We start from the raw sequence: 21,305 nt of genomic DNA on the forward strand, positions 1-21,305 counted from the left end.
GACAGGGTCTATCACAGTTTCTGCCGAAACCCCTGCGCGCAAAAAAGCGAAAGGGCGGCCCCGGAGGCCGCCCTTTCTCGATCCGAAGTCAGCCCGCTTAGTGCGCGCCGTGGGCCATGGTCTCGGCGCCGTGTCCCCAGACATAGATGCAGAGGAACAGGAACAGCCAGACCACGTCGACGAAGTGCCAGTACCAGGCGGCGAACTCGAAGCCGAGATGCTGGGTCGGCGTGAAGTGGCCGGCATAGGCGCGGAACAGGCACACCAGCAGGAAGATGGTGCCGACCAGCACATGGAAACCGTGGAAGCCGGTCGCCATGAAGAAGGTCGCGCCGTAGACGTTGCCGCCGAAGGAGAAGGCCGCGTGGCTGTACTCATAGGCCTGCACGCAGGTGAAGAGCGCCCCGAGCACGACGGTGAGGATCAGGCCATATTTCAGGCCCTGGCGATCGTTCTCGAGCAGCGCATGATGGGCCCAGGTCACCGTGGTGCCGGAGGTGAGCAGGATCAGCGTGTTCAGGAGCGGAAGATGCCAGGGATCGAAGGTCTCGATGCCGTGGGGCGGCCAGGTGCCCGGCACGGCGCAGGCGCCGGCTGCCGTCCCGAGACCACAGCCGAACACCGCATCGCGGGTGGCGTGGACGGCGTCGGCCGGGAAGAGCGCCGCGTTGAAATAGGCCCAGAACCAGGCGACGAAGAACATCACCTCCGAGGCGATGAACAGGATCATGCCGTAGCGGTGATGCAGCTGCACCACGCGGGTGTGATCACCCTTGTACTGGGCTTCCCTGATCACATCGCCCCACCAGCTCGCCATGGTGTAGAGCACACCGACGGTGCCGACACCGAAGATGATCGGCGCAGCCGAGAACATGTGGTGCATCCAGGTGATCGCGCCGACCGCCATGATGAAGGCGGAGATGGAGCCGACGACGGGCCATGGCGAGGGATCGACCAGGTGGTAGTCGTGATGCTTGGTGTGCGCCGTTGCCATTTGCGGTCTCGCTCCTCAATCCCGTGCCTGTCAGGCACTTATCCCCTTATTCCAACCCCGGCGCGTGAGCCCGGAGATCAGAGATTTCCCTTGCGTTTGTCGTCTTCGCTGGCCGCGAGCGGCTTCACCACCGGATCTTTCACCGGATAGAACGTGTAGGACAGCGTGATCGTGTTGAGACCGTCGTTCTCGTGGTCGTCGGCAATCGACGGATCGACGTAGAACACGACCGGCATCTCGCGCTTCTCGCCGGGCGCCATGGTCTGCTCGGTGAAGCAGAAGCAGTTGATCTTCTGGAAATAGGATCCGACCGTCAGCGGCGCGACATTGTAGGCGGCCTGGCCTGCGGTGGTCCGCGCGGCCTGGTTGGTCACCGTGTAGAAGACGGTCACGACCTGGCCGATATTGACCTCGATCTCGCTCTGCTCCGGTTCGAACTTCCAGGGCAGGCCGGGCGCAACGTTGGAATCGAAACGCACCGCGATCTTCCGTGCGATCGGGCCGCTGGCCGGCGCCGAGGTCGCGACCTGGGTCGTGCCGTTGAAGCCGGTGGCGCGGCAGAACCAGTTGTAGAACGGCACCGCCGCGTAGGAGGCGCCGACCATCAGCGCGACCACGCCGCCACAGATCGAGGCGACCACCACGTCGCGGCCAAGCCCCTTGGCAGGCCTGCGGCCCTTGGTGGCCGTCCGGCTCTGATCCCGCGATATGGTCGGCTTCTGATCCATGTTTCCTACATCGGCCGGACGAGCACGGCCGGCCCCTTGACCATGGTCACGGCGAAGAACAGCACCACGAGCACGCCGAGCGCGAGCGCGATCGCGATCGAGCGCTGACGACGGCTCTTCTTCTGCGCCTCAGTGAGGACGATTCCATCTATCTCGGGTTTGTCGGCCATTCCTGCGATCATGCGCCCCCTACCATCGGCGCAAGCGCCCGGAACACGACCTCGGCCAGCAAGGTCGCAAACAGCGCAAACAGATAAAGGATGGAGAACGCGAACAGCTTGCGGGTCGCCCGCAGCGATTGGCTGCGCTCGCGACGGACATAGACATTGATGGCGAACGCCAGCATGCCGGCGCCGAGGATCAGCGAGACGATGCCGTAGATGGCGTCGAAATAGCCGAGCGCCCAGGGCGCAGCCGCGACTGCGATCAGCACGATGGTATAGAGCAGGATCTGAAGCCGCGTCGCGTCGGGACCGGCGACGTTGGGCAGCATCGGAATGCCGGCGCGCGCGTAGTCGTCGGAGCGGAACAGCGCCAGCGCCCAGAAGTGCGGCGGGGTCCAGAAGAAGATGATGGCGAACAGCAGCAGAGGCTCGACGTCGACCGTGCCTGTGACCGCGGCCCAGGCCACCACCGGCGGCAGCGCGCCGGCGGCACCGCCGATCACGATGTTCTGCGCGGTCCAGCGCTTCAGGCCGATCGTGTAGATCACGACGTAGAAGAAGATGGTGAAGGCGAGCAGCGCGCCCGCGATCCAGTTGACGAGGATGCCGAGCGTCATCACCGAGAAGAAGGCGAGCGTCATGCCGAAGGTCATCGCCTCCGGACGGGTGATGCGGCCGCGCGGAATCGGCCGGTTCGCCGTGCGCGACATCTTGGCGTCGATGTCGCCTTCGAGCGCCATGTTGAGCGCCCCGGACGCGCCGGCGCCGACGGCGATGCAGAGCAGCGAGGTGAAGGCCAGCACCGGGTGGAAATGCCCGGGCGCCATCGCCATTCCGACCAGCGCGGTGAAGATCACCAGCGACATTACCCGCGGCTTCAGGAGCGCGATGTAATCGCCAACCTCCGCTTCGGAGATGCGGGGATTGATGTCGACGGCATTGTGGTCGAGGACGGACACTAGATTGACTCGCTTCTTTGTCGAGCCGCGGCGCCCGTCACGGGCGCCGCGAGCGTTGGCTTACTGCACGCGGGGCAGCACTTCGAACTGGTGGAAGGGCGGCGGCGAGGGCAGCGTCCACTCCAGCGTGGTCGCACCTGCACCCCACGGATTGTCGCCAGCCGGCACCTTCTTCGCGAAGGCGTCGATCACGCAATAGAGGAAGATCAGCACGCCGAAGCCGGAGATGTAGGAGCCGACCGACGAGACCAGGTTCCAGCCCGCGAACGCGTCGGGATAATCGACATAGCGCCGCGGCATGCCCGACAGACCGAGGAAGTGCTGCGGGAAGAACACCAGGTTCACGCCGATGAAGGTGACCCAGAAGTGCGCCTTGGCGAGCCCTTCATTGTACATGTAGCCCGACATCTTCGGGAACCAGTAGTACCAGCCGGCGAAGATTCCGAACACCGCGCCGAGTGAGAGCACGTAGTGGAAGTGCGCGACGACGTAGTAGGTCTCTTGGAGCACGCGGTCGACGCCGGCATTGGCCAGCACCACGCCAGTGACGCCGCCGACGGTGAACAGGAAGATGAACCCCACCGCCCAGATCATCGGCGCGCGGAACTCGATCGAGCCGCCCCACATCGTGGCGATCCACGAGAAGATCTTCACGCCGGTCGGGACCGCGATGACCATCGTGGCGGCGACGAAATAGGCCTGCGTCGCCGAGGACATGCCGACCGTGTACATGTGGTGCGCCCACACCACGAAGCCGATGCCGCCGATCGCGACCATGGCGTAGGCCATGCCGAGATAGCCGAACACGGGCTTGCGCGAGAAGGTCGAGACGATCTGGCTGACCATGCCGAAGGCGGGCAGGATCAGGATGTACACTTCGGGGTGACCGAAGAACCAGAACAGATGCTGGAACAGCACAGGATCGCCGCCGCCTTCGGGGTTGAAGAACGTCGTGCCGAAATTGCGGTCAGTGAGCAGCATCGTGATCGCACCGGCGAGCACCGGCAGCGACAACAGCAGCAGGAACACCGTCACCAGGATCGACCACACGAACAGCGGCATCTTGTGCAGGGTCATGCCCGGCGCGCGCATGTTGAAGATGGTGGTGATGAAGTTGATGGCGCCGAGGATCGACGAGGCGCCCGCCAGATGCAGCGACAGGATCGCGAAGTCGACGGCCGGGCCCGGATGGCCCGAGCTCGACAGCGGCGCGTACATGGTCCAGCCGGCGCCGACGCCGTTGGCGCCCGGCTCGCCCTCGACGAAGGTCGACATCAGCAGCAGCGCGAACGACGCCGGCAGCAGCCAGAACGAGATGTTGTTCATGCGCGGGAACGCCATGTCCGGCGCGCCGATCATCAGCGGCACGAACCAGTTGCCGAAGCCGCCGATCATCGCGGGCATGACCATGAAGAAGATCATGATCAGGCCGTGGGAGGTCACGAATACATTGTAGGTGTGCGTCTCGTGGAAGATCTGCACGCCCGGATACATCAGCTCGGCACGGATCGCGATCGACATCGCGGCGCCGATGACGCCGGCGATGACCGCGAAGATCAGGTACATCGTGCCGATGTCCTTGTGGTTGGTCGAATAGACGTAGCGCCGCCATCCGGTCGGATGGGCGTGCTCGTCATGTCCGTGGTCTTGCGCGTGATCGCCGTGTGCCGCTGCGCTCGTTGCCATTTTCTAATCCTGCCTTGCGTCCCGATCGGACCTCTGGAGGTCCCGCCTTATGTCGCTTTCAGTTTCCTCGACCCCGTCACCCGGCGCTTACTGCGTCGGGCCGGCCGTGGAGGCGTAGGTGCTGGTGCCGCCGCTCGCGTACTTCTTCTTCGCGGTCTCGACCCAGGAGGCGAACTCCTGGTCGCTCACCACGCGGATAGCGATCGGCATGAAGGCGTGGTCCTTGCCGCACAATTCCGAGCACTGGCCGTAGAACATGCCGGTCTTGGTGGCCTTGAACCAGGTCTCGTTGAGCCGGCCCGGAATGGCGTCGATCTTGACGCCAAAGGCCGGCAGCGCAAAGGCATGAATCACGTCGGCGCCGGTGACCTGAACCCGGACCACCTTGTTGACGGGCACCACCATCTCGTTGTCGACGCCGAGCAGACGGGGCTGCTTGTCCTGGGCCATCAGCGAGTCGAACTCGAACTTGCCGTTATCCGGATAGGCGTAGGACCAGTACCACTGCTTGCCGGTCGCCTTGATGGTCAGATCCGCTTTCGGCACGTCGAGCTCGAGGAACAGGAGGCGGAACGACGGCACCGAGATACCGACCAGAATCAGCACCGGAACGAGCGTCCACGCCACCTCGATCAGCGTGTTGTGCGTGGTCCGCGACGGCACAGGATTGGCTCTCGCGTTGAACTTCACGACCACGATCACGAGCAGCGCCAGAACGAACAGCGTGATCAGCGTGATCAGCACGAACAGGAAATTGTGGAACCAGACGATGTTGTCCATCACCGGGGACGCGGACTGCTGAAGAGTCCACTCCCACGCAGCCGGTTGCCCGAGCTCGGCAATTGCCGCGCCGCCCGTCGCCAGCGTCAGACCCGCCACGGCCAATCCCAGCAAGTGCCGGCCCACCGGGCCCATCGACATCTTCATGCCGTTCGCGCTCCCCTAACGAAATCACCCCAAGTGCATTCCCCTATTTTCGGGAAACGCTTTATTCGATCCCCCCGTCTGACAAACCGCCGCGCAAGAATACCTCTAAGAGGAATTGGGGCCAGATCGCTAGAACGCCGAAATCAAGCCTCTCAAACCATAATTCTTGATCTATCGCAATGCAGTCTTGAGCCTCGTCTGTCAGCCATCACCCGCAAGATATTTCCTAGTAACATCAGACAAAATTACCATTTCCCGGGATGCTGCGGCTTGACAGCGGAATTGCCCGCGGTAGGCACTGGCAGACAGCCGCACAGGAACCTGATTCGGGCGGGCGACGGCGGCCGTGGCGGCGTGGAATTTGCTTGCGAATCGCCTTCAAGACGCCGTCATTCCCGTATCAGTCCGCCCGGCGCGAGCGACCCAGGCGAGCAGAGGGACCGACCCGATGGGGTTTTCGAGATCCATGGCAAGGCGAGCTAAAAGCCAGGCTGGCAGCCTCACGATGCTGATTGCCCTGCTGGCGGCGGTCGTCGTCCTGGCGCTTCCGGGCCTCGCCCATGCGCAGGGCGCGGTGCGCTCCGTCCATGGCGACTGGCAGATCCGCTGCGACACCCCGCCGGGCGCCCAGTCCGAGCAATGCGCCCTGATCCAGAGCGTGGTGGCCGAAGACCGCTCCAACGCCGGCCTGACCGTGATCGTTCTCAAGACCGCCGACCAGAAGAGCCGCCTGATGCGGGTGGTCGCCCCCCTCGGCGTTCTCCTGCCCTCCGGCCTCGGCCTCAAGCTCGACAACCAGGATGTCGGCCGCGCCGGGTTCGTCCGCTGCCTGCCCAATGGCTGCGTCGCCGAGGTCGTGATGGACGACAAGCTGCTCGGCCAGCTCCGCACCGCCAAGACCGCGACCTTCATCATCTTCGAGACCCCGGAAGAAGGCATCGGCTTCCCGCTCAGCCTGAACGGGCTCGGCGAGGGATATGACAAGCTGCCGTAGGGTGAAGGGCGGTTAGACCCGCGAATCCTATTGTTTCCGTAATGTGAGACTTGGCGCCCTCGCGGAACTGCCGGGAAACCATTATCTTGCCTCACATCCCCCGATAATGGACGGACGCATGACCAACCCTGCCACAACCTCCCTGCTCGACCGCGCCAATCTCGACCGCGACCAGGTTCGCAACGAGCTCGCGCGCGGGCTTGCCGGTGCCGACGACGGCGAATTGTTCCTCGAATACAGCCAGACCGAAGCGCTGATGTTCGACAATGGACGGCTGAAGCAGGCGACCTACGACACCTCGCAGGGTTTTGGCCTGCGCGCCGTCAAGGACGACGCCGTCGGCTATGCGCATTCCTCCGACGTGTCGCTGCCGGCGCTGATTCGCGCTGCGGACGCGGTCTCGGCGGTGCGCGGTGGTTATTCCGGCAGCTTCGCCGCGCCTCCAGCGCATACCAACGTGCGGCTTTATAGTGACGACAATCCGCTCGATGCCCCCGGCTTCGAGACCAAGGTCAAGCTGCTCGCCGAGATCGACGCCTATCTGCGCGACAAGGATCCGCGGGTGCGGCAGGTCAGCGTCAGCCTTGGCGCGACCTGGCAGGTGGTCGAGATCCTGCGGCCCGACGGCGAGAGCTATCGCGACATCCGCCCGCTCGTGCGGGTCAACGTCTCCGTCGTCGCGGGTCAGGGCGACCGCCAGGAGAGCGGCAGCAAGGGCTATGGCGGCCGCGCCGGCTACGCCGAATTCATCGAAAGCAAGAATTGGCGCGACGCCGCCGATGGCGCGCTGCGCGAGGCCCTGGTCAATCTGGAATCGGTTCCCGCCCCCGCCGGCGAGATGGACGTCGTGCTCGGGGCCGGCTGGCCCGGCGTAATGCTGCATGAGGCGGTCGGCCATGGCCTCGAAGGTGACTTCAACCGCAAGAAGACGTCTGCGTTTGCCGGCCTGATGGGTCAGCAGGTCGCGGCCAAGGGCGTCACCGTGGTCGACGACGGCACCATTGCCTCGCGCCGCGGCTCGCTGTCGATCGACGACGAGGGCACGCCGACCAACCGCACCGTGCTGATCGAGGACGGCGTCCTGGTCGGCTACATGCAGGACCGTCAGAACGCGCGCCTGATGAACATGAAACCGACCGGCAACGGCCGCCGCCAGGGCTATGCCCATGTGCCGATGCCGCGCATGACCAACACCTACATGCTCGCGGGCGACCGTGATCCGGCCGAGATCCTCGCCTCGGTGAAGAACGGCGTCTTCGCCGCGAATTTCGGCGGCGGCCAGGTCGACATCACCTCGGGCAAATACGTGTTTCAGTGCACCGAGGCCTACAAGATCGAGAACGGCAAGATCGGTGCGCCCCTGAAGGGCGCCATGCTGATCGGCAACGGGCCGACCGACCTGCATCGCATCCGCATGATCGGCAACGACCTCGCGCTCGATACCGGCATCGGCACCTGCGGCAAGAACGGTCAGGGCGTGCCGGTCGGCGTCGGCCAGCCGTCGCTGTTGATGGAACGCATTACGGTGGGTGGAACAGGCGGATGAGTGTCGAGAAGATAACTGTCCCCACCAAGCGGAAGAGCAGCGGCTGGGGCGGCCAGCTGGTGCAGCTCGCAGGCATCGTCGCGGCGGTGTTCATCGCCAAGGGTGCGCTGGCCGAGCCGTTCTACGTGCCGTCGGGGTCGATGGAGCCGACACTGTTGATCGGCGACGCCTTGATCGCCTCGAAGTTTCCCTACGGCTACGGCACCTCGTCGCTGCCTATCCAGATCAACCTGCCCGAGAGCGGCCGCGTGTTCGCGGAGACGCCGAAACAGGGCGACGTCGTGGTCTTCCGCTGGCCCGGCGACCGCTCGCAGGCCTGGGTCAAGCGCGTCGTGGGCCTGCCCGGCGACCGCATCCAGCTGCGCCAGGGCCAACTCTTCGTCAACGACCGCCCCGCCGAGCTGAAGCCGGACGGCGTTGGCGCCGCCGAGGACGATAATGGCGGCAGCGAACCTGCCTATCGCTATGTCGAGACGCTGCCGAACGGCGTCTCGCATCTGATCTTCAAGATGCGCGACAACGGTCCGCTCGACAACACGCAGGAAGTGACGGTGCCGGCAGGCCATCTCTTCGTGCTCGGCGACAACCGCGACAACTCCGCCGACAGCCGCGTGCCCTTGCGCTCCGGCGGCGTCGGCCTGTTGCCGATCGACAATCTGGTCGGCCGCGCGGATGCCGTGCTCGGATCCTGGGATCTCGGCATCCGGGGCCAGCCGGTGTGGACCTGGCTGTCCGGATTTCGCATGGCGCGGTTTTTCACCGCCGTGCATTGAAGGCCGAATGTCCTCACCTCTCTCCTGCACGCGGGAGAGGGAGAGCAACAGCGATGGTCCGCGACGAATTTCTGGCTCTCGCCCTGCGAAATCCGTTCAACGCAGCGATCCTCGATGAAATCCATCGCCTCGCGCTGCCGGACGCGTGGCTCGTCGCGGGCTGCCTGGTGCAGACGGTGTGGAACGTGCTCACGGGCCGCCCGATCGATCACGGCATCGCCGATTACGACGTGTTCTATTTCGATTCCGACACCTCATGGGAGGCGGAGGACGCGGTGATCCGCAAGCTGCACGCGCGGCTCGCGCATCTCTGCGCCAAGGTTGAAATCCGCAACCAGGCGCGCGTGCACCTTTGGTATCCCGGCAAGCACGGTCTGCCCTATCCGCCCTTGATGCGCGCGACCGACGGTATCGACCGCTTCCTCACGGAGAATACGCAATTGGGCATCCGCCCTGCCGGCGGGGATTTCGACGTCTACGCGCCGCACGGGTTCGACGACGTCGCGAAGCTGATCGTGCGACCCAATCAGGCGCCGAATTTTTCCGCCGCCAATTACGCGGCGAAGGCGGCACGCTGGAAGACGCTGTGGCCCGAGATCACGGTGATCGCGGCCGAGTGAGGTGTCGCTTTACCCTCCTCGTCATTGCGAGGAGCGAAGCGACGGAAGCAACCCAGACTGCGGCCGCGGAAGCAATTTTGGATTGCTTCGCTACGCTCGCAATGACGGCGGTGAGAGCTGCATGCTACCGCACCACGCCCGACGTGAACCCTGCCTTCCGCCGCGGCGGCTTGATTTCCTTTTTCAGGAAGCAGCGCGCTTCGCGTCCGGTGTAGCCGGGGCGGGCATAGGTGAAGGCGCGGCATTTGTTGTCGGCGGTGCAGGCGGCCTTGCAGGCTTCTTCGCCTTCGCCGTCCTTCATCTCGAAATTGCGCAAATCGCCGCCGGGGCGGTCGATCGAGGTCTCCACGCCTTCGACACGCGGCTCGATCACGCCGGCGCCGCGCACACCGGAGATGCAGCAGCTTCCCGGCACGCGCGCAGGCACTGTGTTCTTCAGCCAGCACACCGCCGAGCCGCCTTCGACGTCAGGATAGCTGAAGCTCCACGAGCGGCAACGGCGGTCGCGCTCGCACAGCAGTGCGCAATCCTCGGGATCGCCCGACGTGACGGGGGTGCTGAAATAGTCTCCGCCGGGCCGATCGAACGCCGTCTGGGCGCGCGCAGGCCAGCTCGCAAACGCGAGCGAAAGCAGCGCGGCGCAGGCCACGACGCTTGCCATGACGGCCAGGCGGCCCTTCCCCATCGGAACAGCTTTCGAGTTATTGACGACGCTCGGGTTTTTCAGCCGGCCATTTGATCGCCGCAAACCTGTACGGGCGATGAACGGCTCGAGTCCCGACCGTTGGGACCTTGGTCTAGAACGCGTATTCCGCGTACGCCGGTTCCACCGAGCCGTTCCACGGGCCCTTGAACTTGTCGAGCATCTCCTCAGCTGGCGTGCGGCCGGAATCGATGATGCGGTCAAGCGGCTCCAGATGCCTGGTCTCGTCGCGGCCGAGCTGGTCGATCCGGCCGCGCCGGCGCAAGCCGGCATGTGCCAAAGCGAGGCACTCCTTGGCGATCTCGAACAGATAGCGGTCCTTGATCCGCGACTTGAAGCCGAAGCGCGGCACGTCGTCGCGCAGGGCCTGACGCTCATGCGCGTTCCACTGCTTTACCAAGTCCCAGGCGGCATCCAGCGACACATCGTCGTAGAGCAGCCCGGCCCAGAACGCCGATAGCGCCGGCAGTCGGCCCCACGGGCCACCATCAGAGCCGCGCATCTCGAGATAGCGCTTGAGCCGCACCTCCGGGAAAATCGTCGAAAGATGGTTGGCCCAATCCGACAACGTCGGACGTTCCCCGGGCAAATTGTTGTTGCGGCCATCGAAGAAGGCGCGGAACGAGGAGCCCGAGACGTCGATGTAGTCCTCGTCGCGTTTGACGAAATACATGGGCACGTCGAGCGCGTAGTCGACATAGCGCTCGAAGCCCATGCCATCCTCGAATGCCCAAGGCATCATGCCGGCACGCGCGTTGTCGGTGTCGCGCCAGATCTCGGACCGGAAGGAGAGGAAGCCATTCGGCTTGCCCTCGGTAAACGGCGAGTTGGCGAACAAGGCGGTTGCGGCTGGCTGGAGCGCGAGCGAGACACGCAGCTTCTTGACCATGTCGGCTTCGGAGGAGAAGTCGAGATTGGTCTGGACCGTGCAGGTCCGGTACATCATGTCGAGGCCGTACTGGCCGACCTTCGGCATGTAATTGGTCATGATCTTGTAGCGGCCCTTGGGCATCACCGGGATGTCGGCGCGCGACCAGGACGGCGTCATGCCGAGCCCGAGAAAGCCGATGCCGAGCGGCGTCGCGATCTCGCGCACCTGCGCCAGATGCGCCATCAGCTCACTCTGGGTCTGGTGCACGTTCTCGACCGGGGCGCCCGAAAGCTCGAACTGCCCGCCGGGCTCCAGCGAAATCGCGCCGCCGCCGGTGACGTCGTAGAGGCCGATGATGTTGCCCTTCTCCATGATCGGCTCCCAGCCGAGCAGGAGTTTCATGCCTTCGAGCAGCGCGCCGATACCGCGCGGGCCTTCGTAGGGCACCGGGCGGTGGCCTTCGAGCGTGAACGGCGTCTTCTCATGCTCGGTGCCCATGCGGAATTCGGACGGGTCCTTGCAGCCTTCCTCGAACCACTTGACGAGCTCGTCACGCGATTGCAACGGCGTCATATCGATCTGGTCTCGCGCCATATCAGACTCTAATCAAAAGCGCTTCGATCGAACGCGCGTGGGTGACAGGGATGGTCCGCGCAGCCACCGGCTGCACGGACGAGCTGGTGTGCCGCGCGCTCATCGCGACGGCGTGGTTTCGTTGACGTGGGCAGGCGGCAGTTTCATCTCGCCGCACGAGCAGCCGAGACGGTCGAGCAGACCGCTGAGCTTCACGGCATCCGCATCGGACAGTTTCGAACCGACATATTTCTCGATCGCGGCCGAATAGGCGCCCCACATCCGCTTCTGCAATTCGCGGCCGGCTTCCGTGATCTCCACGAATTGGCCACGCTTGTCGATCTTGCATTCACGCCGCGAGGCGAGGCCTTCGTCGACCAGACGGTCGATCAGCCGCGATGTCGAATATTGCGGGATCAGCATCTGCCGTTCGAGTTCGACCGGCCGGAGCTCGCCCGAGGGCGCCCGTGACAGTTCGAGCAGCGCGTCATACCATGCCAACGGCGGGAAGCCGGCCTTCTTCAGGTCCTGCTCGACGCAATTGAGCACGCGGCTCTGCACCCGCATCAAGCGGATCCAGGCGGAAGTCGCCTCGGTCGATGGTTTGCGTTTCATGGTCCCGCTCAAGCTCGTCGCCCGTCTCTTACCCTATTCGATGCACCTGCATCAATCTTGACTATTTCAAGCAGATGCATGTAGTCGTTCTTTCGCCTGAGCCAAGCAACAAGAGGAGGAAATTCCATGAAATTGTACTATTCGCCCGGTGCCTGCTCGCTATCCCCCCATATCGCGCTCCTGGAGGCCGGCCTGCCCTATGAACTGGTCAAGGTCGATATCCGGGCCAAGAAGCTCGAAAACGGTGAGGATTATCTGAAGCTGAACCCCAAGGGCCAGGTCCCTGCGCTGGGCCTCGATAGCGGAGAGATCGTGACCGAAGGCCCGGTGATTGTCCAGATGATCGCCGATCAGGCCTCAGCCAAGGCGCTGGCGCCGGCCCACGGCAGCTCCGAGCTACAAGCTGCTCGAATGGCTGAACTTCCTCACCTCGGAGGTCCACAAGAGCTTCGGCCCGATGTTCGCGCCGGCGCTGAACGACGAGGCCAAGGCCTTCTTCAAGGACCGCGTCATGGGCAAGCTGAAATACATCGACAGCCAGCTCGCCGGCCGCGACTACCTCATGGGCAAGCAGTTCACGGTGGCCGACGGTTATCTCTTCACGATGCTGACCTGGGGCGACCGGATGAAGTTCGACCTCTCGGCGATGCCGAACCTTGCCGCGTACAAGACCCGCGTCGCGGCGCGGCCGCAGGTGCAGGAAGCGATGAAGAAGGAAGGGCTGATTCAGGCTGCCTGAGGCGCAGATGCGAAAGGCCGGATCGAGATCCGGCCTTTCGTATTTTTCATCCCGGCTAGGGGTTCAGAGAATCACGCGGCCGCCTTCTTCGGCGCGAAGCGGCCGTAGAAGGTTTCTCCCTTCGCGGCCATCTCCTCGAGGAGCTTCGGCGGGGTGAAGCGCGAGCCGTATTTCGCTTCCAGCTTGTGGCAAAGCTCGACGAACTTCTTGGGACCCATGAAGTCGATGTAGGACAGCGTGCCACCGGTGAACGGCGCGAAGCCGAAGCCGAGGATCGAGCCGACATCCGCCTCGCGCGGATCGGTGATGACGTGGTCCTCCACCGTGCGCGCGGCTTCCACCGCCTGCACCACCAGGAAGCGCTGCTTCAACTCCTCGACGTCGAGCGTATCTGGGTCGAGCTGCTTGGGCTGCAGCGCGGACAAGCCGGGCCAAAGGCTCTTCTGACCCTTGCCCTTCTCGGGGTAGTCGTAAAAACCCTTGCTGTTCTTGCGGCCCAGACGGCCCTGCTTCTCGACCAGCTCCACCATCAGCTTCTTCTGGTCGGGATTGATGGCGTTGGGGCCGAGGTCGGCTTCCGTCGCCTTCATGATCTTGAGCCCGAGGTCGAGCGCAACCTCGTCCGACAGCGAGAGCGGGCCGACCGGCATGCCGGCCATCTTGGCGCAGTTCTCGATCATCGCCGGCGGCACGCCTTCGAGGAACATCTCGTTGCCTTCGGCGACGTAGCGGCCGACGCAGCGATTGGCGAAGAAGCCGCGGCTGTCGTTGACGACGATCGGCGTCTTGCCGATCTGCCGGACGTAATCGAGCGCGGTCGCGATCGCGAGATCACCGGTGTTCTTGCCCTGGATGATCTCGACCAGCATCATCTTCTCGACCGGCGAGAAGAAGTGGATGGCGACGAACCGGCCCTGGTCCTTGAAGGATTCCGCCAGCGAGCTGATCGGAAGCGTCGAGGTGTTGGACGCGAAGATCACGTCCGGCTTCATATGCTCCTGCGCCTTGGCAAAGGTATCAGCCTTGACCTTGCGGTCCTCGAACACGGCCTCGATGACGAGATCGACGTCCTTCAGCGCGGAATAGTCCGCGGTCGGCGTGATGCGGGCGAGCAGCGCTTCTGCGTCACCGGGCTTGGCGCGGCCCTTCTTGATCTGCTCCTCGATCACCTTTTGCGCATGCGCCTTGCCCTTGTCGGCGCTCTCCTGGTCGCGATCGATCAGGACGACGTCGAGGCCGGCACGGGCCGAGACATAGCCGACGCTCGCACCCATGAAACCGGCGCCGATCACGGCGATCTTCTTCACCTTGGTCGGCGGCACATCCTTCGGACGGCGCGCGCCCTTGTTCAATTCCTGCATCGACAGGAACAGGCTGCGGATCATCGCCGCCGCTTCCTTCGAGCGCAGCACCGAGGTGAAGTAGCGCGACTCCACCCGCAATGCGGCGTCGATCGGCAGCTGCAGGCCCTCATAGACGCAGCTCATGATCGCGCGCGCGGCCGGATAATTGTCGTAGGTCTCACGGCGATAGATCGCGTTGCCGGCCGGGAACATCATCATGCCGGCCTTGGAGAACACCGGGCCGCCTGGCAGCTTGAAGCCCTTCTCGTCCCAGGGCGCGACGGCCTTGCCGCCGCCCTTGATCCAGTCCTTTGCCGCCTTGATGAGATCGGCGGCGGGAACGACGGCGTGAATCAGATTCAGCGCCTTGGCTTTCTCGATCGTGACCGGATCGCCCTTGAGCAGGATCGTCATCGCGTCCTGCGGCGGCACCAGGCGCGGCACGCGCTGCGTGCCGCCGGCGCCCGGGAACAGGCCAACCTTGACCTCGGGCAGGCCGAGGCGGGTCTTGGGATTCTCCGCCGCCACGCGATAGTGGCAGCACAGCGTGATCTCGAAACCGCCGCCGAGCGCGAGGCCGTTGATCGCCGCCGCCCACGGCTTGCCGGAGGTCTCGATGGAGCGCAGCACCTGCGAGAAGCGCCGGCTCTGCTCGAACAGCATCTGGTTCGCCGCGGTCTCGCCCTGCTCCTTGAAGACCTTTGCGTAGGCCTGGTTCATGCCTTCGAGCATGGAAAGATCGGCACCCGCGCAGAACGCTTCCTTGGCGGAGGTGATGACGACACCCTTCACCGCGGCGTCGGCCGTGGTCGCCTTGACGATCGCGTCGAGCTCGTTGGTCGAGGTCTCGTCGAGCACGTTCATCGAACGGCCCGGGATGTCCCAGGTGACCAGTGCGATGCCGTCGGAATCGGTCTCAACCTTGAAATTCTTGTAAGCCATGCTGGTTGCTCCCTACCCTTAGACGCGTTCGATGATGGTCGCGGTGCCCATGCCGCCGCCGATGCACAGCGTCACCAGTGCGGTCGCCTTGTTGGTGCGCTCGAGCTCGTCGAGCACGGTCCCGAGGATCATGGCACCGGTCGCGCCGAGCGGATGGCCGAGCGCGATCGCGCCGCCATTGACGTTGATCTTGGCGCTGTCGATGTCGAAGGCCTGGATGTAGCGCAGCACGACGGAGGCGAAGGCCTCGTTGAGCTCGAACAGGTCGATGTCCGACTTCTTCATGCCGGAGCGCGCGAACAGCTTTTCGGTGACGTCGACCGGACCGGTCAGCATCATCGCCGGCTCGGACCCGATATTGGCGAACGCGCGGATTCTCGCGCGCGGCTTCAGGCCGTACTTGCCGCCGGCTTCCTTGCTGCCGAGCAGGACCGCGCCGGCACCATCGACGATGCCCGACGAATTGCCGGCGTGGTGCACGTAATTGACGCGTTCGATTTCCGGATGCGACTGCACCGCGACGCCGTCGAAGCCGCCCATCTGTGCCATCATCGTGAACGCCGGCTGCAGCTGCGCCAGCGACTGCATCGTCGTCGAAGGACGCATATGCTCGTCCTTGGCGAGGATGGTGAGGCCGTTGATGTCCTTCACCGGGACGACCGACTTGTCGAAGCGGCCTTCATCCCAGGACTTCGCCGCACGCTGCTGGCTCTGCACCGCATAGGCATCGACGTCGTCACGCGAGAAGCCGTATTTGGTCGCGATCAGATCGGCCGAGACACCTTGCGGCATGAAATAGGCCGGCACTGCCATCGACGGGTCCATCGGCCAGGCGCCGCCGGAGGCGCCGATGCCGACGCGGCTCATCGATTCGGCGCCGCCGCCGATCACGAGCTCGTGCTGGCCGCTCATCACCTGGGCTGCGGCAAAATTCACGGCGTCGAGGCCGGAGGCGCAGAAGCGGCTGATCTGCACGCCCGGCACCGCTTCGCCGAGGCCCGCCTTCAGCGCGGCGAAGCGCGCAATGTCGGAGCCGGCTTCGCCGACCGGATCGACCACGCCGAGAATGACGTCATCGACGGAATCTTCCGGCAGGTTGTTGCGGTCCTTGAGCGCCTTGAGCGGCACGGTCGCGAGCGCGAGCGCGGTGACTTCGTGCAGCGCGCCGTCCGCCTTGCCGCGGCCGCGCGGGGTGCGGACGTGGTCGTAGATGAATGCCTCAGGCATGACGCCCTCCTGATGTGATGATCTTCTGGTCTTGATCGGGTCGCAGCGAAAGCGGCTTCAGAACGCTTCCGCCGGCAGTTCCATGATGGTGGCGCAGCCGGCCTGGATGCGCGCGAGATTGGCGGCGGTCTCCGGCAGCATCCGCTCCATGAAGAAGCGGCCGGTGACGAGCTTGGTCGAGAGATAGGGAGTCGCCCCGCTCTCGGCAATCTTGGCTTGCGTCACCTTCGCCATCTTCGCCCACATGTAGCCGAGCGCGACGAAGCCGAAGAGATTCAGGTAATCGGTCGCGGCGGCACCGGCATTGTCGGGCTTGGCCATCGCGTTCTGCATCAGCCACGTCGTGGCCTGCTGGAGATGGCCGAGCGAAGCCGAGAGCGGGGTAACGTAGGGCTTCATCGCCTCGTCGCCGCCGTTCTCCTTGGCGAAGGCCATGACCTCGCCGAAGAACGCCATGATGGCGCGGCCGCCGTCGCGCGGCAGTTTGCGGCCGACGAGGTCGAGCGCCTGGATGCCGTTGGCGCCTTCGTAGATCATGGCGATGCGGGCATCGCGCACGAACTGCTCCATGCCCTGCTCGGCGATGTAGCCGTGGCCGCCATACATCTGCTGCGCCTGCACCGCATTGGCGAAGCCGTAGTCGGTGAGGAAGCCCTTCAGCACCGGCGTCATCAGGCCCATGTGATCGTCGGCGGCCTGGCGGTCCTTGGGATCCTCGGAGCGATGGGCGACGTCGCTCTTCAGCGCGGTCCACATCACGAAGGCGCGCGCGGCCTCGTTGAAGGAGCGGATCGACAGCAGCGTGCGGCGCACGTCGGGATGGACGATGATCGGATCGGCCGGCTTGTCGGGCGCCTTGGCACCGGTGAGCGAACGGCCCTGGATGCGATCGCGGGCATAGGCAACCGCGTTCTGATAGGCCACTTCCGATTGCGCGAGACCCTGCACGGCGACGCCGAGGCGGGCCTCGTTCATCATCACGAACATGCCCTGCATGCCCTTGTTCTCTTCACCGATCAGCCAGCCCACGGCGTTGTCGTAGTTCATCACGCAGGTGGAATTGCCGTGGATGCCCATCTTGTGCTCGATCGAGCCGCAGACCACGCCATTGCGTGCGCCGACCGAGCCATCGGCATTGACGAGGAATTTCGGCACCACGAACAGCGACACGCCCTTGATGCCGGCGGGCGCGCCCTCGACGCGGGCGAGCACGAGGTGGATGATGTTGGGGGCGAGGTCATGCTCACCTGCCGAAATGAAGATCTTGGTGCCCGTGATCTTGAAGCTGCCGTCGGCCTGCCGCACCGCCTTGGTGCGGAGCATGCCGAGATCGGTGCCGCAGTGCGGCTCGGTCAGGTTCATGGTGCCGGTCCACTCGCCCGCCACCATCTTCGGCACGTAGGTCTGCTTCTGCTCCGGCGTGCCGTGGACGATCAGCGCTGCGGTCGCGCCCATGGTGAGGCCGCCATACATCGAGAACGCCATGTTGGCGGAGATCTGGAATTCGTTGACGGCCTGGGAGAGCGTCACCGGCAGACCCTGGCCGCCGAACTCGGTCGGCGCCGACAGGCCGAGCCAGCCGCCCTCGGCGACCTGCTTGAACGCCTCCTTGAAACCCTTGGGCGTGGTGACGCTGCCGTCATCGGCGCGCTTGCAGCCCTCGAGATCGCCGATGCGGTTGAGCGGCTGCAGCACCTCTTCGGCGAGCTTGGCAGCTTCGCCGAGAATGGCTTCGCGCACGTCGCTCGACGCATCGGAGAAGCCGGCCAGATTGTCGTAGCGGTCGATCTGGAAGACGTCGTTGAGCAGGAAGTTCACGTCTTCGACGGGGGCTTTGTAGATCGGCATGGTGGTCTCCCGGCAGGCCTTGAAGTGATGATGCTGGTTTAGGATTGGGCGGCGGCCAACTGCTCCGCCATCAGGCGATGCAGCATGTTGATGGCCTTGAGCGGCCGCACCATCACCTTGAAATGCGTGATGCGGCCCTCGCCGTCGAAACTGATGATGTCGACGCCATTGATCTCGATGCCGTCGATCATGGTCTTGAATTCGAGCACGGCGCCGCTCTCACTCTTCCATTCGCCGACATAAGTGAAGCCGGGACCGCCAAGCACCTTCTCGGCGCTGGCCAGATATTTGAAGGTGATGTCGCGTCCGCGCTGCGGCGCGTGCACGACGGGGCTTTCGAAGACGGCGTCGGGATGGAGCAGGTCCCAGAGCGCTGCCCGGTCATGCGACTTCATGTAGCCGTACCAGGAATCGAGGCCGGTCATTCAGGTGCCTCCCTAAAGGCAATGCAACTAAGGCTTCGGCAAAAAACGGGAAAACAACCCCATGCACAGTAGCGCGAAGGTTGATTCCATTGAGGTTTTCGGGGCGGTTTCTGCCCTCGTTTTTGGGTCGCCTCATATGCACATTGACGCATATGCGCCGATGCGCATAAAGTCAAGCCAATTGGTTAAGGTCGAGAACAGGAGGACCGGGTCATGGCTTTAGGCGACGCAATCCTCGCATGCCTGACGGAACGTCCGATGACGGGCTACGAGCTCGCCAAGACATTTGATTCCTCGATCGGCTTCTTCTGGAAGGCCGACCACCAGCAGATCTACCGCGAGCTCTCCAAGCTGCGCGACCGCGGCTACATCCAGGGCCGCGAGGTCGTGCAGACAGGCAAGCCCAACAAGCTGATCTATACGCTGACTCCGGAGGGCCGAACAGCGCTGCGGCACTGGGCCGCGCGGCCAAGCACGCCCCCCTCCATCAAGGACGACCTCCTGGTGCGGCTGCATGCGCTGGACAGTATCGGCCTCGAGCCCATGCGCACCGACCTGATGGCCCGGCTCGAGCACCACCGCGATCGCCACGAGAACTACGAGCGCATCCTGAAGAAGCGCTTTCCGGAAGGGGCGGCCTCCGGCGTGCTCGACCTCGGTAACCTGCTGCTGCTTCAGCTCGGCGCCCGGCACGAGCAGATGGTGGCCGATTTCTGTGAAGAGGCGCTCGAGGCCCTGTCGGCGATGAGCGCAAGCGGCACCGTGGTGGCGCTGGAGGACGGCAAGCGCGAGGGCAAGGGCTGAGGTGTCTCTGCTTCGTCATGGCCGGGCTTGTGTGCAAGCCACCCGCACCCCGCCGCCCAACTTTAAGACACCGTCAACGGGTTCCTTAACCCGTTATTTACCGTAACAGACAAAAGTCGGTTTTCGAGGCAGACGACCCGCGCCAAATCCGATTGTCTTTGCAACCGGCACGCGAGGGAAGACTGGAGGCGCCGGGTGGGGCGCCGGAGTCGGAACCGGACAGAGTCATGAATTCGCGCGTATCGTGGAGTGTTGACGGCATCGATCCATCCGTCCGGGAGCGGGCCGAAGCTGCTGCGCGTCGCGCCGGAATGTCACTCAACGATTGGCTGAACTCCACGCTCGGCGAGACCGCCCCGCCGAACTTTCGCGGACTTTACGACCAGCGTCCGCAAGCCCAGCACGTTCCGAGTCAACTGCCGAGTCACGTGCCGAGCCAGGAAAGCCGCGAAGTCGCCGACATCCACCAGCGGCTCGACGCCATCACCCAGCAGATCGAACGGATTTCAAAGCCGGCGCCGCGCCAAGATTCTTCGCGCCAAGATCCTTCGCGGCAAGACACTCCGCGGCAAGACGTTTCGCGCGAGCAGGGCGTTGCCCGCCAGCTCAACGACGCGATCTCACGGCTCGATGCAAGGCTGTCGCAAATTTCGAAGCCGCAGCAGGCTCCGGCACCGCGACAGGCCCCCGTTGAAACGCGCCAGCGCCAGGCCGATGCGGTCGAGCGCGCGGCAGCGCAGGTCTATCGCAGCTCACCGCCCCTGAGCCCCGCTTCGTTCGACGTCGCGGTCGCCGAGATCACGGCACGGCAGAGCGAGCTCGACGGCTTTACGCCCAGGCAGATGCCGCCGCGCGCCGCGCCCTCGATCGCGCCAGCGGCAGCTCCTTACGCGCCCCCCGCGCCGCCTGCCTACGCTCCGCCGCCACCGCAGCCGGGGCCGGATTTCTCTGCGCTCGAGCGCCATCTGCTCAAGATCACGAGCCAGATCGAATCGTTGCAGCGCCCTGGCAATACCGAGCAGGCGATCAACACGTTCCGCAGCGAGCTTGCGGAGATCCGCAACGCCATCACCGAGGCAATGCCGCGCCGCGCGATCGAATCGATCGAGAACGAGATCCGCTCGCTGCATCGGCGCATCGACGAGACCCGCTCCAACGGCACCGACGGTCAGGTCCTGTCCGGCATCGAACACGCGCTGTCCGAGATCAAGCAGGTGCTCCGCACGCTGACGCCGGCCGAGCAGCTCACCGGCTATGACGAGGCGATCCGCAATCTCGGCGCCAAGCTCGATCTGATCCTGCGCGCCAATGACGATCCCTCGACGGTCCGCCAGCTCGAAGGCGCGATCTCGGCGCTGCGCGGCATCGTCTCCAACGTCGCCTCCAACGAAGCGCTGGCACGGCTCTCGGACGACGTGCAGCTGCTGTCGTCCAAGGTCGACCAGGTCACCCGTGCGTCCGGCCAAGGCGACAGTTTTGCGGTGCTGGAGCAGCGCATCGCGGCGCTCACCGCCGCTCTGGAAACGCGCGAGCGCCCTCAGCCATCCGAGAGCAGCGAGCAGCTCGAAAGCGCGATCCGCGCCCTGTCCGACCGTTTCGACCGTATGCAGGTCGGCAACGACTCGGCTTCGACCTTTGCTCATCTTGAACAGCGGGTCTCGTATCTGCTGGAGCGGCTCGAGGCCGCCGCCGATCCGCGCAACGGCAATTTCAGCCGCGTCGAGGACGGGCTGCACGACATCCTGCGCCACCTGGAGCGGCAGCAGGCGACCTATTCAGCGCTCGCCGAGAGCCGCAACTCCACGCCGCCTGCCGATTCCGGCA

General features: G+C 64.5%; 18 protein-coding genes and 2 pseudogenes. 7 read left to right on the forward strand and 13 right to left on the reverse strand.

Annotated elements, in window-relative coordinates; all coding sequences use genetic code 11:
* Positions 1-97 precede the first annotated feature (97 nt).
* The 6 genes from IVB47_RS21985 to coxB all read right to left on the reverse strand — a co-directional run bounded on the left by IVB47_RS21985 (position 98) and on the right by coxB (position 5,458).
* A complete protein-coding gene (locus tag IVB47_RS21985) occupies positions 98-994 on the reverse strand; it encodes a cytochrome c oxidase subunit 3 (RefSeq protein WP_007599437.1) in 897 nt (298 codons plus the stop codon).
* A 77-nt stretch (positions 995-1,071) separates the two neighbouring features.
* On the reverse strand, positions 1,072-1,722 hold the full coding sequence (locus IVB47_RS21990; protein WP_247283160.1) for a cytochrome c oxidase assembly protein: 651 nt from the start codon (positions 1,720-1,722) through the stop codon (positions 1,072-1,074).
* A gap of 5 nt (positions 1,723-1,727) precedes the next feature.
* The gene (locus IVB47_RS21995) at positions 1,728-1,904 is read right to left on the reverse strand and encodes a hypothetical protein (RefSeq protein ID WP_007599435.1); all 177 of its coding nucleotides are present in this window, start codon (positions 1,902-1,904) and stop codon (positions 1,728-1,730) included.
* The gene (locus IVB47_RS22000; RefSeq protein ID WP_027570034.1) at positions 1,901-2,845 is read right to left on the reverse strand and encodes a heme o synthase; all 945 of its coding nucleotides are present in this window, start codon (positions 2,843-2,845) and stop codon (positions 1,901-1,903) included. Before IVB47_RS22000 ends, IVB47_RS21995 begins: the two co-directional genes overlap by 4 nt.
* A 60-nt stretch (positions 2,846-2,905) precedes the next feature.
* On the reverse strand, positions 2,906-4,531 hold the full coding sequence (gene ctaD, locus IVB47_RS22005; protein WP_007605061.1) for a cytochrome c oxidase subunit I: 1,626 nt from the start codon (positions 4,529-4,531) through the stop codon (positions 2,906-2,908).
* A gap of 87 nt (positions 4,532-4,618) precedes the next feature.
* Entirely contained in the window at positions 4,619-5,458 is an 840-nt protein-coding gene (gene coxB / locus IVB47_RS22010) for a cytochrome c oxidase subunit II (protein ID WP_247464228.1), read from the reverse strand.
* A gap of 448 nt (positions 5,459-5,906) precedes the next feature.
* Between coxB and IVB47_RS22015 the strand changes: the two genes are divergently transcribed.
* The 4 genes from IVB47_RS22015 to IVB47_RS22030 all read left to right on the forward strand — a co-directional run bounded on the left by IVB47_RS22015 (position 5,907) and on the right by IVB47_RS22030 (position 9,391).
* Positions 5,907-6,452 (forward strand): invasion associated locus B family protein, encoded by a 546-nt coding sequence (locus IVB47_RS22015; protein ID WP_247283155.1) that lies wholly within the window; start codon positions 5,907-5,909, stop codon positions 6,450-6,452.
* A 118-nt stretch (positions 6,453-6,570) separates the two neighbouring features.
* A complete protein-coding gene (gene tldD / locus IVB47_RS22020) occupies positions 6,571-7,998 on the forward strand; it encodes a metalloprotease TldD (protein ID WP_247464231.1) in 1,428 nt (475 codons plus the stop codon).
* The gene (lepB, locus tag IVB47_RS22025) at positions 7,995-8,771 is read left to right on the forward strand and encodes a signal peptidase I (RefSeq protein WP_247464234.1); all 777 of its coding nucleotides are present in this window, start codon (positions 7,995-7,997) and stop codon (positions 8,769-8,771) included. The genes tldD and lepB overlap by 4 nt, the downstream gene beginning before the upstream one ends.
* A gap of 53 nt (positions 8,772-8,824) precedes the next feature.
* A complete protein-coding gene (locus IVB47_RS22030; protein WP_247464237.1) occupies positions 8,825-9,391 on the forward strand; it encodes a nucleotidyltransferase family protein in 567 nt (188 codons plus the stop codon).
* Between the two features lie 124 nt (positions 9,392-9,515).
* Here the strand turns inward: IVB47_RS22030 and IVB47_RS22035 are convergent, their stop codons facing one another.
* The 3 genes from IVB47_RS22035 to IVB47_RS22045 form a co-directional block, all read right to left on the reverse strand.
* On the reverse strand, positions 9,516-10,076 hold the full coding sequence (locus tag IVB47_RS22035; protein ID WP_027570028.1) for a PAN domain-containing protein: 561 nt from the start codon (positions 10,074-10,076) through the stop codon (positions 9,516-9,518).
* Between the two features lie 112 nt (positions 10,077-10,188).
* Positions 10,189-11,559, reverse strand: coding sequence for a glutamate--cysteine ligase (locus IVB47_RS22040; RefSeq protein ID WP_027570027.1), 1,371 nt, complete (start codon positions 11,557-11,559; stop codon positions 10,189-10,191).
* Positions 11,560-11,658: 99 nt separating this feature from the next.
* A complete protein-coding gene (locus IVB47_RS22045) occupies positions 11,659-12,153 on the reverse strand; it encodes a MarR family winged helix-turn-helix transcriptional regulator (protein WP_027570026.1) in 495 nt (164 codons plus the stop codon).
* 126 nt (positions 12,154-12,279) lie between these two features.
* Between IVB47_RS22045 and gstA the strand changes: the two are divergent.
* Positions 12,280-12,892: pseudogene (gstA, locus tag IVB47_RS22050) on the forward strand (glutathione transferase GstA).
* Between the two features lie 71 nt (positions 12,893-12,963).
* Here gstA and IVB47_RS22055 read toward each other — a convergent pair.
* From IVB47_RS22055 to IVB47_RS22070, 4 genes are read right to left on the reverse strand one after another with little or no spacing between them, the layout of a single operon-like run.
* Complete coding sequence (locus tag IVB47_RS22055; protein WP_247464240.1) at positions 12,964-15,177, reverse strand: FAD-dependent oxidoreductase; 2,214 nt, start codon at positions 15,175-15,177, stop codon at positions 12,964-12,966.
* A gap of 18 nt (positions 15,178-15,195) precedes the next feature.
* Complete coding sequence (locus tag IVB47_RS22060; RefSeq protein WP_247464243.1) at positions 15,196-16,404, reverse strand: acetyl-CoA C-acetyltransferase; 1,209 nt, start codon at positions 16,402-16,404, stop codon at positions 15,196-15,198.
* A gap of 57 nt (positions 16,405-16,461) precedes the next feature.
* Positions 16,462-18,252 (reverse strand): acyl-CoA dehydrogenase C-terminal domain-containing protein, encoded by a 1,791-nt coding sequence (locus tag IVB47_RS22065; protein ID WP_247464246.1) that lies wholly within the window; start codon positions 18,250-18,252, stop codon positions 16,462-16,464.
* Between the two features lie 38 nt (positions 18,253-18,290).
* Positions 18,291-18,677: a nuclear transport factor 2 family protein gene (locus IVB47_RS22070; RefSeq protein WP_027570022.1), complete on the reverse strand. Its 387-nt coding sequence runs from the start codon at positions 18,675-18,677 to the stop codon at positions 18,291-18,293.
* A 213-nt stretch (positions 18,678-18,890) separates the two neighbouring features.
* Between IVB47_RS22070 and IVB47_RS22075 the strand changes: the two genes are divergently transcribed.
* A complete protein-coding gene (locus IVB47_RS22075; protein ID WP_027570021.1) occupies positions 18,891-19,481 on the forward strand; it encodes a PadR family transcriptional regulator in 591 nt (196 codons plus the stop codon).
* Positions 19,482-19,708: 227 nt separating this feature from the next.
* A pseudogene (locus tag IVB47_RS22080) lies at positions 19,709-21,305 on the forward strand (hypothetical protein); the annotation flags it as partial.

The organism is Bradyrhizobium sp. 62, assembly GCF_023073035.1.
In the GTDB taxonomy this organism is placed as follows: Bacteria; Pseudomonadota; Alphaproteobacteria; order Rhizobiales; family Xanthobacteraceae; genus Bradyrhizobium.